Source organism: Nesterenkonia sp. AY15 (assembly GCF_022565855.1).
In the GTDB taxonomy this organism is placed as follows: Bacteria; Actinomycetota; Actinomycetes; order Actinomycetales; family Micrococcaceae; genus Nesterenkonia.
In genome coordinates this window covers 512,410-530,906 of sequence record NZ_JAJOYV010000001.1, presented here as the reverse complement: position 1 = coordinate 530,906, position 18,497 = coordinate 512,410, and the positions used below count along the sequence as shown (strand labels likewise).

Annotated in this window: 16 protein-coding genes; 3 read left to right on the top strand and 13 right to left on the bottom strand. The window is 68.6% G+C overall.

Going from position 1 to position 18,497, the window contains the following annotated elements; all coding sequences use genetic code 11:
* The 8 genes from truB to LSI54_RS02320 form a co-directional block, all read right to left on the bottom strand.
* Positions 1-1,092: a tRNA pseudouridine(55) synthase TruB gene (gene truB / locus LSI54_RS02355; protein ID WP_241477659.1), complete on the bottom strand. Its 1,092-nt coding sequence runs from the start codon at positions 1,090-1,092 to the stop codon at positions 1-3.
* Positions 1,093-1,119: 27 nt separating this feature from the next.
* A complete protein-coding gene (gene rbfA, locus LSI54_RS02350; protein WP_241477658.1) occupies positions 1,120-1,620 on the bottom strand; it encodes a 30S ribosome-binding factor RbfA in 501 nt (166 codons plus the stop codon).
* 147 nt (positions 1,621-1,767) lie between these two features.
* Complete coding sequence (infB, locus tag LSI54_RS02345) at positions 1,768-4,644, bottom strand: translation initiation factor IF-2 (protein ID WP_241477657.1); 2,877 nt, start codon at positions 4,642-4,644, stop codon at positions 1,768-1,770.
* Between the two features lie 223 nt (positions 4,645-4,867).
* Entirely contained in the window at positions 4,868-5,143 is a 276-nt protein-coding gene (locus LSI54_RS02340) for a YlxR family protein (protein ID WP_241477656.1), read from the bottom strand.
* Positions 5,144-5,197: 54 nt separating this feature from the next.
* Positions 5,198-6,175, bottom strand: a complete 978-nt coding sequence (gene nusA / locus LSI54_RS02335; RefSeq protein ID WP_241464092.1) for a transcription termination factor NusA — start codon at positions 6,173-6,175, stop codon at positions 5,198-5,200.
* 24 nt (positions 6,176-6,199) lie between these two features.
* Positions 6,200-6,745, bottom strand: a complete 546-nt coding sequence (locus LSI54_RS02330; RefSeq protein WP_241475476.1) for a ribosome maturation factor RimP — start codon at positions 6,743-6,745, stop codon at positions 6,200-6,202.
* Between the two features lie 175 nt (positions 6,746-6,920).
* A complete protein-coding gene (locus LSI54_RS02325; protein ID WP_241464088.1) occupies positions 6,921-7,277 on the bottom strand; it encodes an SHOCT domain-containing protein in 357 nt (118 codons plus the stop codon).
* Complete coding sequence (locus LSI54_RS02320) at positions 7,274-7,717, bottom strand: DUF6325 family protein (RefSeq protein WP_241477655.1); 444 nt, start codon at positions 7,715-7,717, stop codon at positions 7,274-7,276. The genes LSI54_RS02325 and LSI54_RS02320 overlap by 4 nt, the downstream gene beginning before the upstream one ends.
* A 205-nt stretch (positions 7,718-7,922) precedes the next feature.
* On the opposite strand from LSI54_RS02320, the gene LSI54_RS02315 reads away from it, so the two are divergent.
* Entirely contained in the window at positions 7,923-8,309 is a 387-nt protein-coding gene (locus LSI54_RS02315; protein WP_241477654.1) for an SHOCT domain-containing protein, read from the top strand.
* Between the two features lie 10 nt (positions 8,310-8,319).
* Here the strand turns inward: LSI54_RS02315 and LSI54_RS02310 are convergent, their stop codons facing one another.
* Positions 8,320-10,764 carry a helix-turn-helix transcriptional regulator gene (locus LSI54_RS02310; protein ID WP_241477653.1) on the bottom strand — a complete coding sequence of 815 codons (2,445 nt, stop codon included), beginning with the start codon at positions 10,762-10,764 and terminating at the stop codon, positions 8,320-8,322.
* 254 nt (positions 10,765-11,018) lie between these two features.
* Here LSI54_RS02310 and LSI54_RS02305 point away from each other — a divergent pair, with 254 nt between their 5' ends.
* Positions 11,019-12,824 carry a proline--tRNA ligase gene (locus LSI54_RS02305; RefSeq protein WP_241477652.1) on the top strand — a complete coding sequence of 602 codons (1,806 nt, stop codon included), beginning with the start codon at positions 11,019-11,021 and terminating at the stop codon, positions 12,822-12,824.
* 29 nt (positions 12,825-12,853) lie between these two features.
* The gene (locus LSI54_RS02300; RefSeq protein WP_446740409.1) at positions 12,854-13,648 is read left to right on the top strand and encodes a TSUP family transporter; all 795 of its coding nucleotides are present in this window, start codon (positions 12,854-12,856) and stop codon (positions 13,646-13,648) included.
* Between the two features lie 61 nt (positions 13,649-13,709).
* Here the strand turns inward: LSI54_RS02300 and LSI54_RS02295 are convergent, their stop codons facing one another.
* The 4 genes from LSI54_RS02295 to ispG all read right to left on the bottom strand — a co-directional run bounded on the left by LSI54_RS02295 (position 13,710) and on the right by ispG (position 18,424).
* Positions 13,710-15,113, bottom strand: a complete 1,404-nt coding sequence (locus LSI54_RS02295; protein WP_241477651.1) for an FAD-binding oxidoreductase — start codon at positions 15,111-15,113, stop codon at positions 13,710-13,712.
* A 205-nt stretch (positions 15,114-15,318) separates the two neighbouring features.
* Positions 15,319-16,407 carry a hypothetical protein gene (locus LSI54_RS02290; protein WP_241477650.1) on the bottom strand — a complete coding sequence of 363 codons (1,089 nt, stop codon included), beginning with the start codon at positions 16,405-16,407 and terminating at the stop codon, positions 15,319-15,321.
* On the bottom strand, positions 16,408-17,301 hold the full coding sequence (locus LSI54_RS02285; protein WP_241470087.1) for a GNAT family N-acetyltransferase: 894 nt from the start codon (positions 17,299-17,301) through the stop codon (positions 16,408-16,410).
* Complete coding sequence (gene ispG / locus LSI54_RS02280) at positions 17,276-18,424, bottom strand: flavodoxin-dependent (E)-4-hydroxy-3-methylbut-2-enyl-diphosphate synthase (RefSeq protein WP_255727281.1); 1,149 nt, start codon at positions 18,422-18,424, stop codon at positions 17,276-17,278. Before ispG ends, LSI54_RS02285 begins: the two co-directional genes overlap by 26 nt.
* Positions 18,425-18,497 lie beyond the last annotated feature (73 nt).

Below are 18,497 nucleotides of genomic sequence, written 5' to 3'. Positions count from 1 at the left end.
TCATTCGGAGGCTCCGGGCGGCTGTGTGACGCCGGTTCCGGCGGGCTGAGCCCCGGTTCCGGCAGTCTGCGACCCTGAATCCGCCGATGCTGAATCGGTCGAGCCAGGTCCGGTGCTGATCGCGAAGACCAGCTCGGGCTTGGCCTGGTAGTCGATGGAGTCGGAGTCCGCGGCATGGGCGGCGTCCGGTGAGGCCGAGGCGCCCTTCTTGGCGGGCACATCGATGAGCAGCGCGACCAGCTCGCCGTCGGGGGCGAAGGCCGCGGTGAGCTGCGGGTCCTCGCCGGTGCCCGAGGCGGTGATCCGCCGGCCGTAGCCGAGGTTCTCGGTCTCCTCGGCGGTGAGCTGACGCGCCGGGAAGAGGTGCTCGGCGGCTTCGGCGAGGCCGATGTAGCCGAAGTCCTCGCCCAGCTGGTCCAGGGTCAGGGTCTGGTCGATGCTGTAGGAGCCCACCGCGGTGCGGCGCAGCGCGGTGAGGTGACCGCCGACCTCGAGCGCCTCGCCCAGATCCCGGGCCAGGGCGCGCACGTAGGTGCCGGAGGAGACCCGGACCTCGATGTCGACGTCGACGAGCTTGCCGCCGTCGATCCGGCGGATCTCGAAGACCTCGAAGTCATGGACCGTGACGTCGCGGGACTTCAGCGCGACCTCTTCGCCGGCGCGGGCCCGGGCGTGGGCGCGCTGGCCGTCCACCTTGATCGCGGAGACCGTGGCGGGGACCTGTTGGATCGCGCCGGTGAGCTTCGCGATCTCGGCCGCGATGGCCTCCGGGGTCACCGCATTGGCGAACCGGGTCTGCAGGACCTCGCCCTCGGCGTCGTCGGTGGAGGTGGACTGACCCAGCCGCACGGTGGCGGTGTAGGTCTTGTCGACTCCGACGATATGGGTCAGCAGCCTGGTGGCGCGGTTGATCCCGACCACCAGGACGCCTGTGGCCATCGGATCCAGAGTCCCGGCATGGCCCACCTTGCGGGTCCCGGCGAGCTTGCGGATCCGTCCGACCACGTCATGGCTGGTCAGGCCGGCCGGCTTGTCCACCAGGACAAGTCCGGAGCCGACCTCCAGCTCTTCAGGCTTCTGCTTCTTCCCCATGCGTATCCAGCCTCAGCTTCCGTGCGCTCAGCGATCCGCGGAGCTGGAGCGGCCGGCGTCGTCGTCGTCGGATGCGGCGTCGTCCTGCGATGCGGCCGGCTCCTCCTCGACCTGCCAGCGGTAGGGCTTCTCCTCCGAGGCGGGCTGGGCGTCCTTGCGCAGGGCGGCGACCTGCTCGTCCTGTTCGCGGGCCTTGCGCAGGAGGTCCTCCATGTGCGCGGCCGTCTCCGGGATCTCGTCGGCGACGAACTCCAGAGTCGGGGTCAGCCGGATGTTCAGCTGCCGACCGAGCTCGTAGCGCAGGGTGCCCTGGTTCGCGGCCAGGACGGCCTCGGCCCCTGCCCGGGACTCCTCGTCCGGGGCCATGACGGTGTAGTACACCGTGGAGTGCTGGAGATCATTGGTCACCCGGGCGTCGGTGACGGTGATCAGTTCTGCGCGCTCATCCTTGACCCGGCGACGCAGCGCCTCGGCCACGATCACCTTGATGCGCTGCGCCAATCGGGCGGCGCGTGCTGGATCTGCCATGATGCGCTCCTTTCAGAAGACTTGTGTGTCCCTGGCCTGGATCCGCGCTTGATGCGGGGCCAGGTGGGTATGGTCTGCGGACAGGTCCGGGGACCCCGCCTGTGGCAGGGTCCCCGGAGCTGTCACCGGTGAAACCGGCGGGCCTGGTCAGGAGCGCGGAATTTCGCGCATCTCCCAGGTCTCGATGCTGTCACCTTCGCGGATGTCGTTGAACGATCCGAGGCCGATGCCGCACTCGAAGCCGTCGCGGACCTCGGTTGCGTCGTCCTTGAAGCGCTTGAGCGACTCGATGGTGAGGTTGTCTGCCACCACGTTGCCATCGCGCACCAGGCGCGCCTTGGCATTGCGGCGGATGAGGCCGGAGCGGACGATCGAACCGGCGATGCTGCCGAACTTCGAGGAGCGGAAGACCTCGCGGACCTCCGCGCTGCCCAGTGAAGCCTCTTCGTACTCTGGCTTCAGCATGCCCTTCAGGGCTGCCTCGATGTCATCGATCGCGGCGTAGATGACCGAGTAGAAGCGCATGTCCACGCCTTCACGCTCGGCCAGGTCGTTGACGCGCTCCGCAGGTCGGACGTTGAAGCCGATGATCACTGCGTTGTCCACAGTGGCCAGGTTCACGTCGTTCTGCGTGATCGCACCGACGCCGCGGTGGATGACGCGCAGCTGCACATCGGCACCCACATCGATCTTGAGCAGCGCATCTTCCAGGGCCTCCACGGCACCGGAGACGTCGCCCTTGAGGATGAGGTTGAGCGTGTCGATCTTGCCGTCGGCCACAGCCTGGTCGAAGTCTTCCAGGCTGATGCGCTTGCGGCGCTTGGCCAGCTGAGCGTTGCGCTCCACGGCTTCACGCTTCTCAGCGATCTGCCGAGCAGTGCGGTCATCGGAGGTGGACAGGAAGGTGTCACCGGCGCGAGGCACCGAAGACAGACCCAGCACCTGCACCGGACGGGAGGGCAGGGCCTCCTTGACGGTCTCGCCGTGCTCATCGAACATGGCGCGGACGCGGCCGTGAGCCGTGCCGGCGACCATGTTGTCGCCCACCCGCAGCGTGCCCGACTGGACCAGCACAGTGGCCACGGCGCCGCGACCCTTGTCCAGGTTCGCTTCGATGGCCACGCCGCGAGCTGCCTTGTTCGGGTTCGCGGTGAGCTCCAGGGCTGCGTCTGCGGTGAGCAGCACGGCCTCGAGGAGCTCGTCGATGTGCAGGTGCTGCAGCGCGGAGACGTTGACGAACATGGTGTCGCCGCCGTACTCCTCGGGCACCAGACCGTATTCGGCCAGCTGACCGCGGACCTTGTCCGGGGAGGCGCCTTCCTTGTCCATCTTGTTGACCGCGACGACGACCGGCACGTTGGCGGCCTTCGCGTGGTTCAGCGCTTCGATGGTCTGGGGCATGACGCCGTCATCGGCGGCCACGACCAGCACCGCGATGTCGGTGACCTTCGCACCACGAGCACGCATGGCGGTGAACGCCTCGTGACCGGGAGTGTCGATGAAGGTCAGGCCGCGCTCGACGCCCTCGTGCTCGACGTGGACCTGGTAGGCACCGATGTGCTGGGTGATGCCGCCGGCTTCGCCTTCGGTCACCTTCGCGCTGCGGATGGAGTCCAGGAGTCGGGTCTTGCCGTGGTCGACGTGACCCATGACGGTCACGACGGCGGCACGGGCGGAGAGCTCGTCGGAGCCCTCGGCTGCCAGCTCATCTTCGATGTTGATGTCGAAGGTGTTCAGCAGCTCGCGGTCCTCGTCCTCCGGGGAGACGATCTGGACCGGATAGCCCAGCTCATCGCCCAGCAGGTGGAAGGTCTCTTCGTCGAGGGACTGGTTGGCTGTGGCCATCTCACCGAGCTTCATCAGCACGGTGACCATGGCTGCCGGCTCGGCATTGATCTTCTCGGCGAAATCGCCCAGCGAGGAGCCGCGGCGCAGCCGCACGACGGTGGTGCCGTCTCCCTTGGGAACGCGCACGCCGCCGATCTCGCGGGACTGACGCTGCTCCATCTCCTGGCGCTTTGCGCGCTTCGACTTGCGAGCCTTGGCCTTGGAGCCGCCGCGACCGAAGGCACCTGCTGCGCCGCCACGGCGAGGACCGCCGCCGCGACCGCCGCGTGGCGGGCCACCGGCGGGGGCGCCGGGACGACCACCGGCAGGAGCCGGGGTCTGGCTGGGCATCATCGACGGCTTGGGACCGCCCGGACGTGGTGCGGCTGCGGGGCGGGCTGCGCCGCCTGCTGCCGGTGCGCCGGGACGTGAGGCGCCGGCCGGGCGAGGTGCACCCGGACGCGGAGCGCCGGCTGGTGCACCCTGACCGCCGCGGGGACGGGGTCCACCGCTGCGCTCATTGCGCATGCCCTGCTGGGGTGCGAACGGGTTGTTGCCCGGACGGGGTCCAGCCGGTTTGGGACCGGGGCGGGGGCCGCCGGTTCCACCGGGACGCGGGGCCTGGCGCTCGGCGCCCATGCCCTGGCTCGGCGCGTAGGGGTTGTTGCCCGGGCGGGGACCGCCGGGCTTGGCGCCTGATGCGGCGGGCTTGGAGGCGGGCTTCTCAGCCGGAGCCTCCGTGCTCGCAGCGGGCTTCTCGGCAGCCTTGGGAGCTTCGGCCTCAGGAGCCGGGGTCTCGGCCTTCGGGGCCGACGCCTTGGGGGCAGCAGCTGCGGGGGCTTCGGGTTCGGGCGCTGCAGCAGGCTTCGGGCCGGGCCGGGGGCCGGGCTTGAAACCGCCGGGCCGTGGCGCGGAGGATCCTGATGCGGCGGGCTGTGCCGGGCCTGAGCTGTCAGCGGCGGGCGCGGAGGCACCGTCGGACTTCTTCGGACCTGGGCGGGCAGCGCCGTTGGACGCGGGGGCGTCGGCGGCGGGCTTGGCGTCAGGGAATGCCTGACGCAGCTTCTTCGCCACCGGGGGCTCCACGGTGGAGGAGGGCGACTTCACAAATTCGCCCATGCCCTGCAGTTTTGCGAGGGCTTCTTTCGAGGTGATGCCGAGCTCTTTGGCGAGCTCGTGTACGCGGGCCTTGGCCACATTTCTCCTTGTCTGGCCCACGCTTCCCCGCTGGCACCAGCGGGGCTGATGTCAGCGGTTCATCGGCGAAGGCCGTTTGAACTGTTCTGAAACCGTGACGGAGTTGCTGTGATGGGTCATCGCTGCGAACTCATGCGTCGGTCTTCATCGGGGATCCATCTCTCTGAACCCGCTTTCTGGTCTCCTCCGACTGTCCGCTGCATTGCTGCAGCCCCAGGCGGCGTCAACCGTTGGTGCCAATAATGTCGTGCAGGTCGAGCGTCCTCGGGTCCACGGTCCGGCGGAAGGCCCGGTTGAAGGCCTTGCGCTTGACGGCGGTCTCGAAGCACTCACGCTGCGGGTGCAGCCAGGCGCCTCGTCCGGGCAGGGCCCGATCGGTGTCCCACACCACCAGCGGCGGTGCAGGATCGGCGTTCCGGGCTGCGCTGAGTGCGAGCCTTATTGCCTTGTCCTGAGCGACCTCACGGCGACAGCCGATACAGGTACGCACTGGAACCATGACAGTCTACCCCTTCCGGCGGCGTCGAGCAGAAACGTGGGAGTGGGCGGCCGGTCAGGGTGCGGCGAGCGTGGCGTCGGAGACGATGTCGATCCGCCACCCGGTGAGCTTCGCGGCGAGGCGGGCGTTCTGACCCTCCTTGCCGATGGCCAGGGAGAGCTGATAGTCCGGGACGACCACGCGGGCGCTGCGGGTGGCCTCGTCCAGGATGGTGACCGATTTCACCTTCGAGGGTGAGAGTGCATGGGCGATGAACTCGGCGGCGTCGTCGGAGTGATCGATGATGTCGATCTTCTCGTCGTTGAGCTCGTTCATGACCGCCCGGACGCGGGAGCCCATGGAGCCGATGCAGGCACCCTTGGCGTTGATCCCCGACTGGTGGGCGCGCACCGCGATCTTGGTGCGGTGCCCGGCCTCACGCGCGATGGCCGTGATCTCCACGGAGCCGTCGGCGATCTCGGGGACCTCATGCTCGAAGAGCTTCTTCACCAGGCCCGGGTGTGAGCGCGAGAGCGTGATGGAAGGTCCGCGCATGCCGCGGTGGACGTCGACGACGAAGGCGCGGATCCGATGACCGTGGACGTATTCCTCGCCGGGGACATGCTCCTGCGGGGGCAGCAGCGCCTCGACGCTGCCCAGGTCCACCTGGACCATGTTGGGGTTGCGGCCCTGCTGGATGGTGCCGGAGATCAGCTCGCCCTCGCGGCCCTTGAACTGGCCCAGGACCTGATCGTCCTCGGCGTCGCGGATCCGCTGCATGATGACCTGGCGGGCGGTGGAGGCGGCGACCCGTCCGAAGTCCCGGGGGGTGTCGTCGAACTCCCCGATGAAGGTGCCGTTCTCGTCCTGCTCCTTGGCCCACACCGTGACGTGGCCAGTGGACTGATCGATCTCAGCCCGGGCGTGCTGCAGCGCTCCGGGCGATTTGTGGTAAGCCAGCACCAGCGCCTGTTCGATGGCGGGGATCAGCCGCTGCAGCGGGATCTCTCGCTCTTTGACAAGCATGCGCAGTGCGCTCATATCGATATCCACTTGTGCCTCCGGTTAAGCCAGTATCTACTGCGTGTGGGAAAACTCTACCTGCACTCGTGCGTGGGTGATCGCCGCGAGACTGATCTCCGCGGGATCTCCGTACTTCACCGGCATCCCCTTCTTGGGGGTCGGCTTCTGCTCGACCACGGTGATGGAGCCGTCGCTGACCGCCTGCAGCCGGGCCAGGATCGGGCTGTGCCCGGCCTGGGTGATCTCCAGCATCCGGCCCAGGTTGCGCTCGAAGTGCCGCGGTGTGGTCAGCGGGCGGGTCGCGCCGGGGGTGGAGACCTCGAGGTCATAGCTGTCGAGTTCGGGCAGGACGTCGTCCTCGTCGAAGCGGGCGGAGATGGCCTGGGACAGTTCGGCGATGGTGTCCAGATCCACCTGGTCGGTGCCGGTGAGCAGATCCACCGAGACCTTCAGCGTGGTGGTGGGCCCGTTTGCGGCGAGCTCGATCTCCTCGAGGTACAGCCCCTGCGCGGTGATCGTGGGGGTGATCAGCTCGGCGATCTTCGCGGCGCGGGCATCCTGGAAGCGCTGCTCACCGGTGGGGCGGGGGGCGGTGGCCATGACGGTCCTATCGGTGGTGGTCTGCGGTGCGTCTCTATTGTGCCTGAGACTCGCCGCACCGCCTACCGGGCCCTGTGGGTGCGCCCCGCTCAGCCCCGGCCCGCTGGCGGACCGAGTCTCCGGGAACGTCGGGGGTGATCGCTCGGCGGCGGCGCAGCGGCGGTTCAGCGGCGGCTCAGCGGAGGAGCTTGCCCTTCGCGGCCGCGAACTCCTCCTCGCTGAGCAGACCCGATCGTCTCAGCTCGGCCAGCCGCTGCAGGTCATCCATGAAGCTCGTGCCGCTGGGAACTGCCAGCGGCACAGGTGCGAGCGGGGCCGGAGGAGCGGCATGGGCGATCGCCGCCAACGCGGCTGCCTCGATGCGCGCCTGCTGATGGGCGGCGGCGTAGTGCTCCTGGTCGTCGCGGTCCCGTGCCCGACGCTGCTGATAGACGTCCCCCTCCCCGGTCAAGGCCTGGGTGGCGCCGAGCAGCACAGACGTTCGGGCAGCCAGTCCGATCAGCCCCGGGCGTCCGACACGTTCGATCGTCACGGCGGTCCTCCCTCCACGGGGTCATACAGGTCGATGAGTGCGTTGACGACCGGGGCCGGTACTCGCGTGGTGTGCAGGACCTCCGCCTCCCCCTGGGCCAGCCGGTCTGCGAGCATCAGCTCGAACCTGAGCTCCAGGGCCAGCACCACCGCCGAAGACCCGCAGGCCAGCGGCGCGGCGAGCTCGATGAGGTCCTCCTCGCCGATCAGCCCCTCGGTCACCGGGTCCGGCCCCACGCTCAGTCCCAGCCGGTCGCGTCCCGCCAGGTCGAGCATGGCCGCTCGTCCGGCCTCGTCCTTGCTCACCGCGACCAGGTCAAGGAGTCTCACCGCGCCGGTGGAGAGCACATCGGCCAGAGCGGTCAGGGCACCGGGGGCCGGCTCTTGTCCCTCGAAGGCGAGCAGATAGATCTCCACGGGGCCGTATCGAAAGTCAGGCATGGTCTTTTCCCTCTCCGGTGATCTCCGCGATCCGGCAGAGCCCTGCAGCACAGGGGGTGTCTGATCCGATGCTCGCAGAGCCGACCGCGCGGCGGCGTTCTGCTCACCCGGAACGGGTGATTTTCAGTCCACCCGCCGCGGGGTCTGTGTGACGCTCAAGGTGTCAACTCCTCGACGGCGGCAGCGTGCACAGAAGGGCAATGTCATGGAATTCTGGGAATCGTTCTGGTCCATCATCTGGTGGTTCATATGGGCCTTCGTGTTTGTGGCCTATCTGATGGTCATGTTCAGCATCATCGGAGACATCTTTCGGGACAGGAAGCTCGGCGGGTTCTCCAAAGCGGTCTGGGTGTTCTTCTTGATGTTCCTGCCCTTCCTCACCGCATTGATCTATCTCATCGCTCGTGGCGGCGGGATGGCTGAGCGCGGCGCCGCAGCTGACCAGAGAAGCCATGAGGCGATGCTCGCGCGGCTGCGGGAGGTGGGCGTGACCAGTCCCAGCGTCGAGATCGAGAAGGCGGCCCTGATGCGCGATTCGGGCACCATCACCGAGGAGGAGTTCAGGTCGCTCAAGGCCAGGGCCCTCGCCTGAGGCTCCAGGTTCAGGGCGCGAGCTGCTGAGCCTCGCGGCGGGTCCGGACCCCCAGCTTCCGGTGGATCGCTCGCTGGTGGGTCTTGACCGTGTTCACCGAGACCATCAGCGCGTCCGCGATCTCCTGGATCGTCTTGGAGGTCTGGAGCAGGCGGTACACCTCGACCTCCCGGCCGGAGAGGGCCGCGAGGACCCCGCGGCGGCTCTGTTCAGCCGTCAGGGCGCTGGCGATGAAGGCCTCATGGGATGTGCGTCGGGTCAGATGGTCCGTGAGCAGCAGGCGAAGATTCAGGTCACCGTCGCAGAAGGGCTGGCGGATGTCTTCGCGCTCCGCGATGTCCAGGGCGTACTCACAGTATTCGTGGGCGACGTCCGGTTCCCCGCGCATCCGGTGGACCAGGGCAGCTGAGATTCGTGCGGAGATCGCCACATAGGAGATTCCCATGAATGCTCGATGCCGGGACAGCAGGCGGAATGCGCGAGCGGGATCCCCGGCTCGCCGCAGAATGCCGGCCAGCACGACCCCGATCATCGGAAGGTCTGCCGCATCAGGGTGTCGCTCCACCAGCGCCAGGGCCCTCGGCCGGTGCCCCGCGACCTCCTCCAGCACGGCCTGCGCCGCATCCCGGAAGATCGGCCACTGCACCCCCTGGGCCTCCTCCCGTGACACAGCCTCCAGCTCGAGGGCAGCCCTTCGACACAGGGCCGGATCCCGGGCACCCGCAGCGCTGAAGGCCAGGAACGTCCGCACCGCGCCGCCGAGAGGAACAGGGGCGTCCCCCGCCTCGATGACGCGACCGAACCATTCGGTGGCGCTCTCGAAGTCTGCAGACCAGTACGCCAGCAGTCCCATCGCGGTGCCGAGCGCACTGCCCTCGTAGTGTGTCCATATCGAGGTCGATGCCTGAAGCGGAGCATCGACCTCGCTCAGGATGCGACGGGCGCGGGCGTTCCTGCCATCCCACAGATCGACCATGGCGAGACTGCCCAGTGCGCTCCGCTCAAGCTGGGCCTCCCCCATCGCTCCCCACTCGCGGGCGGCGGCAGACATGATCTCGGGGGCAGACTCAGGGTGCAGGCGGAGCCGCAGCTCGGTCCAGGCCAGCAGGAACAGCACCCCGACCCGCTCCCGTCCCTCGAACTCCCCCGAGACAGAGAGCCGCGCATGGACGTCCCGCGCGGCCGTCAGCGCCGCTCTGGGGTCGTCGGTGAGAAACAGTCGCGCGACCCGGAGCACGGACTCCACACCCTCGTCCGTCGCGTCATCGGGCAGCGAGTCCAACACCTTGCGGAATCGGGTGCGGGCCACCTGATGCTCGCCCATGACATCTTCGGCGCAGGCGAGGATGAGCTGTGTCGTGGCCGCGCCGGATAAGCGCTGCGGAAGGCCCGCGCAGAAGGTGGCGACCTGTCGGGCGTGGTCCCCGATGATCAGCTCCAGCCAGTTCGCGACCAGCACCTGATGGGCACGATCATGATCCTGAGCCGCCTGGAAGTGGCGCAGTGCGCTCAGGGGGTTGGTGGACGACAGCTGCTCCCCTGCCCTGAGGTGGAGCAGGTTCAGCGCCGTCGGGTCCTGACGGCGCAGGATCTGGGTGCACTGCCGCGCGAAGATCGGATGCCACCGGTAGGTCGGGGTCTCGCCCGATTCGCAATGCCGACTCAGGAAGATGCCGCGGTCGACCAGCTCATCCAGCACCGCGGCAGCGTCGTCTCGACCGGACAGTGCGGTGGCGAGCTCGGCCGTCAGCTCCGTGCAGGCAGTCGTGGTGAGGATGAACACCGCCAGCGATTCACCCAGCCCGTCAAGGATCTGGGTCTGCACGTAGCTCCTCAACAGGTCCTCGAGGCTGTCTCCCGCTCCGGGAGGCCGCTGGCTGGCCAGCGCGGCCGTCTGCACGGCGATAGGCCATCCCTGCGTGCTCTCGAGCACCTCGCGCGAGTCCAGGCTGTTTCCGAATCGCTTCAGCAGGCCCTCGGTCTCTGACCGGTCGAAGGCCAGATCCGCTGCGGAGAGATGGACGGCCGAGCCCTCCAGGATCTGCTTCGCCAGCCAGGCCTCGATCGGGGTGGTTCCCAGGAACACCAACCGCAGGTGTTCGGGGGCGTCGTCGACGAGCATGCCCAGCAAGCCGGCCCTCAACTGACCTGCGGCTCGCTGGGCATCGTCGATCACCAGCACGGAGACAGACGCAGGCTGCTCGAAGGTCCGGCAGACCTGGTCGTAGAGCGTGTTCGCGTCGGAGGCCGGATCCAGCTCACCCAGCGCCTCACGCAGATCGTCGTCGGCGTGGAACAGTCCGCGCAGGGCAGTGATGACACCCGACGTGAGCGCCGCCGGTTCATCGTCGGCCGGACCCAGGCAGAGCCAGGCGACCGGACGCGGCTGATGCCTCGCCCATTCGGCGGCGGCCCGAGTCTTGCCGTGACCGCTGGGGGCGCTGATGACGGTCATCCGGTGTCCTGTGACCGCGCGCTCAATGGCCGCGGTCACGCGGGGACGCGGCAACAGGTCCGGCCGACTCGCCGGAATGCGATAACGGGCCCATGGCACTGTCGGATGCGCTGGCCTCGAGGCGGCCACGCTGGGAGTATATCCACGTCGCGCGACGGCGCGGGAGGGCTGGTCGACGACGCGTGGGAGCTCATCTGCGAGCGCCCCTTAGACTTGGGCCGGTAGAAGATCCCTCACCGGAAACGAGTTCACCTGTGCCGCTCCGCCTGTCTCACCTGTTCCTCCGCACGCTGCGCGACAACCCGGCCGACGCCGAGGTCGCCAGCCACCAGCTGCTGGTCCGCGCCGGCTACATCCGCCGCGCCGCCCCGGGCGTCTACAGCTGGCTGCCGCTGGGGCTGACCGTGCTGCGGAAAATCGAGGCGATCGTCCGCGAGGAGATGAACCGGATCGGCGCCCAGGAGGTGCACTTCCCGGCACTGCTGCCCAAGGAGCCCTATGAGGCGACCGGCCGCTGGGACGACTACGGCGACGGGATCTTCCGGCTCAAGGACCGCAAGGACGCGGACTACCTGCTGGCACCCACCCACGAGGAGGTCTTCACCCTGCTGGTGAAGGACCTCTACAGCTCCTATAAGGACCTGCCGCTCTCGATCTATCAGATCCAGACGAAGTACCGCGATGAAGCCCGCCCCCGGGCAGGCCTGCTCCGCGGCCGCGAGTTCATCATGAAGGACTCCTATTCCTTCGCGCTGACCGAAGCGGACCAGAGCGCGGCCTATGCGGCCCACCGCGAGGCCTACCTGCGGATCTTCGACCGGCTCGGCCTGCCCGTGGTCCCGGTCAACGCACAGTCCGGCGCGATGGGCGGCTCGGCGTCCGAGGAGTTCCTCTTCCCCTGTGACGTCGGCGAAGACACCTTCGTGGAGTCCGAGGGCGGCTTCCGCGCCAACGTCGAGGCGGTGACCACTCCGGCTCCCGAGCCGCTGGACTTCTCCGGACTGCCGGAGGCCCAGGTCCACCACACCCCCGGCACCGACACCATCGCCACCCTGGTCGACGCCGCGAACACCCACCAGCCCCGGGCCGACCGCGAATGGACTGCGGCGGACACGCTGAAGAACGTCGTCGTCGCGGCCGTGCTGCCTGACGGCACCCGCCGGATCGTGGTGCTCGGCGTGCCGGGCAGCCGCGATGTGGACCTCAAGCGCGCCGAAGCCACCATCGGCGGCCTCCTCGGCGTCGGCGGCGAGGTCGCACTGGAGGCCGCGAACGAGGCGGACCTGAAGAAGCACCCCGGACTCGTCCGCGGCTACATCGGCCCCGGACTCTCCCTGGACGCCCCGGTCCTGGGCGAGGAGTCCAGCACCGGCATCAGCTACCTGGTGGATCCCCGCGTGGTGTCGGGCACCAGCTGGATCACCGGTGCCAACGCATCTGACCAGCACGTGTTCGGCCTGGTCGCCGGGCGCGACTTCGGCTGGGACGGCATCATCGAGTCTGTGGTCGTGGAATCCGGTGACCCGGCCCCGGACGGCTCCGGTCCGCTGCGCACCCGCCGCGGCATCGAGATGGGCCACATCTTCCACCTCGGCACCCGCTACGCCGAGGCGCTCGGCCTGCAGGTCCTCGACGTCAATGGAAAGCTCGCCACCGTGACCATGGGCTCCTACGGCTTCGGCGTGACCCGCGCGCTGGCCGCCATCGCCGAGGCCACCCACGACGACAAGGGCCTGATCTGGCCCGCCGCGATCGCTCCGGCCGATGTGCATCTGGTCGCCACCGGCAAGGGCGAGGAGGTCTACGCGGCCGCCGAGGCGCTGATCAGCGAGCTCGAAGCCGCCGGCCTGACCGCGATCTACGATGATCGGCCCAAGGTCTCCCCCGGCGTGAAGTTCGGCGACGCCGAGCTGCTCGGGGTCCCGATGCTGGTCACCGTGGGCCGCGGCCTGAAGAACGGCACCATCGAGCTCAAGGACCGCCGCTCCGGTGAATCCCACGAGGTCCCGGTGGCCGAAGCCGCGGCGGCGGTGCTCGAACACGTCAAGGGTCTGCGCTGACCGAGACCCTCGAGGCCGCCACTGATCTCGTGATCGGTGGCGGCCTCGAGATCACCTGGGTGACCCTGCTGCTGCTGGTCATGGCCGGCTTCGCGGCCGGGTGGGTGGACGCCGTCGTCGGCGGGGGCGGGCTGCTGCAGCTGCCGGCGCTGCTGATGGTCCCGGGGATCACCCCGGTCCAGGCGCTGGCCACCAACAAGCTCGGGTCGATCTTCGGGACGACGACGTCGGCGATCACCTACGCGCGACGGGTCAGGCCCTCGATGACCACGGCGCTGCCGATGGCCGCGGCGGCGCTGCTGGCCAGCTACGGCGGCGCGGCGGTCGCCGCCTCGCTCCCGGAGCGGATCATCCTGCCGCTGATCCTGCTCGCGCTGATCGGCGTGGGCGTGTTCACCGCAGTGAAACCCCACGTCGGGCAGCTGGAGAGGCTGCGGCACGCGGGGATGGGCCACCTGGCGCGCGCGGTGACGATCGGGCTGATCGTCGGCTTCTACGACGGTGTGCTCGGCCCAGGCACCGGCACCTTCCTGGTCATCGCCCTGGTCACCGTGCTGGGCTACAACTTCCTGAACTCCTCGGCGCAGGCGAAGGTGGTCAACGTGGCCACGAACCTCGGCGCGCTGCTGTATTTCTTCCCCGCCGGACACGTGTTCATCGGTCTCGGGCTGGTGCTGGGTGCCGCGAACATGGCCGGGGGCTACCTCGGCGCGCGGATGGCGATCGCCAAGGGATCCAAGTTCATCCGGGCGGTGTTCCTGGTGGTGGTCTTCGCGCTGGTGATCAAGCTGGGCTACGACGTGGCCATGGACCTCTTCGGCTGATCCTCGACGGCGCGCCCTCCGTCGGCGCCGGCCAGGTCCGCACCGTCTCGATCGACGTCGGCTAGACCGACGCCGGCCTGATGTTGTGGTTCAGCCGGAACAGGTTGGTCGGATCGTAGCGAGTCTTGATCTCGATCAGCCGTCGGGTCTTGTGCCCGCCGTAGACCTCCTGAACGGCCCCCGTCGGATCGGTCTCATGCTCAGCGCCGAGGAAGTTCACATACTGGCCGTCGTCGGCGTGGGGTTCCACGGCGGCGTGCGCCCGCCGAGCAAACGCCGTCAGGCGAGAGTCCTCGGACGGGTCCTGCCAGAATCCGTAGATGTTGAGCCAATAGCGGGCCGAGCGGTTGGGAAAAGCGGTGGCATCCTCGGCCACCCGGCCGAAGGCGCCGTCCATATGATGGATGTCGAAGCCCGTACCGATCCAGGTGAGCTCCCCGGCGATCTCCAGCAGCGCGTCGATGACCTCGTCATCGAGACGCGAGAAGGAGGCGTTCTTCCAATAGCCGCGCGCGCCCTTGGGGAAGAGCCCGTCCATTGCGGACTGCCATGCAAGCCATTGGACCGGCTCGATCTCCTCGGCGTCGGGCGGGGCATGCTCGCGCAGCCGGTCCACCAGTCGCGAACCCTCATCCAGGTCTGCTCCGACCCAGGCGACCCCGATGACCAGCACCGGCTCCTCGCCGACCCCGTACTCCGAGGGCAGCCGAATGATCGAGAGGATGCTGGTCATCTCGTCGGGCAGGTCCTCGGTCCACCGGGCGAACGCCTGCAGCGCCTGCCGCCAGTGGGGCCGGCCGTAGACCAGGTTTCCACCCAGGACCTGTTCCGGCAGTCGCTGTGCCCGGTAGACGAAGGAGGTCACCAGTCCGAAGTTCCCGCCCCCTCCGCGGAGCGCCCAGAACAGGTCTGGGCTGTTCTGCGCATCTGCATGCACGTGCTCCAGGTTGCTGGTGATCACCTCCGCGGAGATCAGGTTGTCCAGCGTCAGGCCGCAGGCCCGGGTCAGCCAGCCGACCCCGCCGCCCAGGGTCAGTCCAGCGACCCCGGTGGCGCTGATCACCCCGAGCGGGACCGCGAGGCCGTGCGGGACCGTGGCCGCGTCCACATCGGCGAGGGTCGCGCCGGGCTCGACCGTCACGATCTGAGTCTCAGCATTCACGTCGACGCCGCGGAGCTGGCTGAGGTCCAGGACCAGCCCTGCCTCGACGGTGCCGTGCCCGGCCACATTATGTCCTCCGCCGCGGACCGCGAGCGGCGTTCCAGTGCGTTGTGCGAGGTCGAGCACGGGGTCGACATCGGCGATGCTGCCGGCTCGGACCACGGCGCGGGGATGAACGTCCACCATGCCGTTCCATACCCGGCGCGCGTCTTCGTACAGCGGATGGTCCGGTTCGATCACCACGCCCGACAACGAGGATCTGAGTTCCTGCAAGGACTGGTCGAGGTCTCGATCTGTGTCCATGTCTGCGCCCTCCATGTGGAGGTTGTCTCTTGACGCCGGGCGCCCGATCGCCGGAGCGCTTCAATGCGGCGTGGTGGGGAATGACTTAATTCTGAGCAGGCCCGCGCAGCGCTGTCAACTGTGCATGAACGCTGGGCTGAATCACCTGTGACGGGGGCTTTCATCGACCGCCTGCGGCTGACCGATTCCTGTTTCGAGCAGGAGGTCAGTCGAGGCTCTCGAGGAGGTCGGCGGCTTCGGCCTGGAGCTCTTCGACGGCGACCTCGGCCTCCTCCTCGGAGAGCGCGTCTTCCAGCGGGACCGCCACCGTGACGATGTGCGAGCCGCCGCGCAGGGTGATGGCGGCATTGTGCTCGGTCTCGCCCTCAGCGCTGATCCGCCGGGTGGTGCCCAGTGCGGCATCGGCGGTGGAGGAGACGTCGACGGTGTCCACCGAGGTGGAGGTCTCTGCGGAGTCCTCTCCGCCGCGGCTGGCCGTGTAGGAGTCGCAGGAGTCCAGTCCGTCCTCTTCCGCGGCGAGGTATGCATCCGCGGCGCGCCAATCGCGGAAGGTATAGATCACGGCCTGGCGCGCTCCGGGCAGGTCCACGGTGACGGGCTCGGGCTCGGGCTCGGGCTCGGGCTCTTCCTCGTCCTCGGAGCCGCCGTTCTCTGAGTCACCGGAGTCGTCGGAGTCTCCGTTCCCTGGATCACCGGATGCGCCGTCGCCCTCAGGGTCGGCATCTTCTCCTGACTCGGATTCATCTGCAGAGTCATCTCCGGACTCGTCGTCCTCGGTGCTGGCGAGCTGGAAGCGCGCCCGGTCACCGAACGTACCGGCTTCGGGGTCGCCCTGGGCATCTTCGGGCTCCTCGGGCTGCTCATCGCTCCGGTCCTCAGCAGACTCGGTCGTCTCGTCCGCGTAGGCCACCAGCGCGCCGGCAGGAACCGGCACCGCCGAACGCACCACGAACTGCTTGCACTCGGGCGGGTCGACCACCAGCCGCTGCAGCTCGGTCTCGATGTCGCGCAGTCCCGCCCAGTACTCCGAGGTGTCGCTCAGCGCGGCATCCGGGTAGCGGGACTCCAGCTGCTCACGCATCTCCTCGTGGGAGAGCTGGTTGCCGGAGGGTTCAGGGACCTGCTGCTGGACTCCCCCGGTGCTGGTGTCCGGCTCGGCCGCCGGCGTCCCGGCCTGCTCCGCGGGGGAGCTCTCACAGCCGGTGAGCAGGAGCACTCCGAGGAGCCCGAGCGCTGCGCCGACGGTGGGACGGCGGCGGCGCTGCGCGGCGCGAGTGGAGGGGAAGAAAGTCATCTAGAACAGTATGGTCGCGAACGTCCCCACCTGGGTGAATCCAACACGCTCGTAGGCGCGAATCGCCGCAGTGTTGTAGCTGTTCACATACAGGCTCACGGTGGGCGCCAGCTTGAGTCCGTGCTCGACCACGGCGGCCATCCCCGGCCCGGCCAGGCCACGTCCGCGGTGGCTGGGCCGCACCCAGACGCCCTGGACCTGGACCACCTCGGGGCTGACCGCGCCGAACTCGGCCTTGAAGACGATCTCGGAGGTCTCGGGATCCACCGCGATGATCGAGTGTCCTGCGTTGATGAGTCCGCGCACGCGCTCCCGGTACTGGCTCGCGCCCTGGGCGTAGGGGGAGAATCCCAGCTCTTCGGTGAACATCGCCGCACTGGCCGTCTCCACCCGGGGGAAGTCCCCCGACTGGGACAGCCGTGCCCCCGCGAGCGGCTCCACTTCAGACACCTCGGTGATCGACATCAGCGGCTGGTCCGGCCGGACGTCGCGTGCGCCGGTCCAACCGGTGGCCTCGAAGAGGTGCAGGGCTGCATCGGCGCCCCCGTAGATCGAGGCCACTCGTCGGCGCATCGCACCGACGGCCACCCCTAGGAGTTCTCCCTGGGCGGCGGTTGCCGCCACGGGGATGATGTTGCTGCCCGTCCAGCAGGCGGCGAGCAGCCCGTTCTCGCCGTCGATGCCGAGCACCACGGCGCCGTTGCGGCCCTTGCCGGGCGCGGCAGAGCGGCGGGCACGCACGGTCGCGGTGACCGAGACATTGGCCACCGGATCGGTGGCGAGCAGCTGCTCGAGCGCAGGGGTGTCCCCGTGTCCGAGCACACGGACCTCTCCGCGGGTGGCGCGGTGCACGCGTGCGGCTGCGGCGTCAGCTGACGGAGACCACAGGGGCACTCGCTGCCTGAGCATCTCCATCGGATTCGCGTTCCATCTCCTCGGCCAGCCGGTTGGCTTCTTCGATCAGGGTCTCCACGATCTGGTCCTCGGGCACGGTCTTGATGACTTCGCCCTTGACGAAGATCTGTCCCTTGCCGTTGCCCGAGGCCACGCCGAGGTCCGCGTCGCGGGCCTCGCCTGGTCCGTTGACCACGCAGCCCATGACGGCCACGCGCAGCGGCACGGTCATGCCCTCAAGGCCGGCGGTGACGTCATCGGCCAGGGTGTAGACGTCGACCTGGGCGCGTCCGCAGGAGGGGCAGGAGACGATCTCGAGCTTGCGCGGGCGCAGGTTCAGCGATTCCAGCAGCTGGTTGCCCACCTTGACCTCTTCGGCCGGCGGGGCGGAGAGCGAGACGCGGATGGTGTCGCCGATGCCCTGGGAGAGCAGCGCGCCGAAGGCCACGGAGGACTTGATGGTGCCCTGGAAGGCCGGTCCGGCCTCGGTGACGCCCAGGTGGAGGGGCCAGTCCCCGCGCTCGGCGAGCATCTGGTAGGCCTGGACCATGATCACCGGGTCGTTGTGCTTGACCGAGATCTTGAAGTCGTGGAAGCCGTGCTCCTCGAACAGCGAGGCCTCCCACACGGCGGATTCGACCAGCGCCTCGGGCGTGGCCTTGCCGTACTTGTCCATGACCCGCTTGTCCAGGGACCCGGCATTGACGCCGATGCGGATGGAGACGCCGGCGTCGCTGGCGGCCCTGGCGATCTCGCCGACCTTGTCATCGAACTGTCGGATGTTGCCGGGGTTCACTCGCACGGCCCCGCAGCCGGCCTCGATGGCGGCGAACACGTACTTGGGCTGGAAGTGGATGTCGGCGATCACCGGGATCTGCGACTTCATCGCAATGATCTTCAGCGCCTCGGCGTCCTTATCCGTGGGGCATGCCACCCGGACGATGTCGCAGCCAGAGGCGGTGAGCTCGGCGATCTGCTGCAGAGTGCCGTTGATGTCATGGGTCTTGGTGGTCGTCATCGACTGCACCGAGACGCGGTGATCACTGCCCACACCTACTGACCCGACCTGGAAGTTGCGCGTCTTCCGGCGCGGCGCCAGCACTGGCGGCGGCGCGGAGGGCATTCCGAGATTGATCGCGGGCACAGACTCTCCTGATGGATCTTGAGTGTTGACGTCGGTCAGACGTCAGATTCTT

What these genes read in the sequence shown, in the direction of transcription:
- truB (WP_241477659.1), bottom strand. Translation starts at nt 1,092, where the DNA reads ATGGGGAAGAAGCAGAAGCCTGAAGAGCTGGAGGTCGGCTCCGGACTT.
- rbfA (WP_241477658.1), bottom strand. Translation starts at nt 1,620, where the DNA reads ATGGCAGATCCAGCACGCGCCGCCCGATTGGCGCAGCGCATCAAGGTG.
- LSI54_RS02340 (WP_241477656.1), bottom strand. Translation starts at nt 5,143, where the DNA reads ATGGTTCCAGTGCGTACCTGTATCGGCTGTCGCCGTGAGGTCGCTCAG.
- LSI54_RS02330 (WP_241475476.1), bottom strand. Translation starts at nt 6,745, where the DNA reads ATGGCCACCGCCCCCCGCCCCACCGGTGAGCAGCGCTTCCAGGATGCC.
- LSI54_RS02320 (WP_241477655.1), bottom strand. Translation starts at nt 7,717, where the DNA reads ATGCCTGACTTTCGATACGGCCCCGTGGAGATCTATCTGCTCGCCTTC.
- LSI54_RS02315 (WP_241477654.1), top strand. Translation starts at nt 7,923, where the DNA reads ATGGAATTCTGGGAATCGTTCTGGTCCATCATCTGGTGGTTCATATGG.
- LSI54_RS02310 (WP_241477653.1), bottom strand. Translation starts at nt 10,764, where the DNA reads ATGACCGTCATCAGCGCCCCCAGCGGTCACGGCAAGACTCGGGCCGCC.
- LSI54_RS02295 (WP_241477651.1), bottom strand. Translation starts at nt 15,113, where the DNA reads ATGGACACAGATCGAGACCTCGACCAGTCCTTGCAGGAACTCAGATCC.
- LSI54_RS02290 (WP_241477650.1), bottom strand. Translation starts at nt 16,407, where the DNA reads ATGACTTTCTTCCCCTCCACTCGCGCCGCGCAGCGCCGCCGCCGTCCC.
- ispG (WP_255727281.1), bottom strand. Translation starts at nt 18,424, where the DNA reads ATGCCCTCCGCGCCGCCGCCAGTGCTGGCGCCGCGCCGGAAGACGCGC.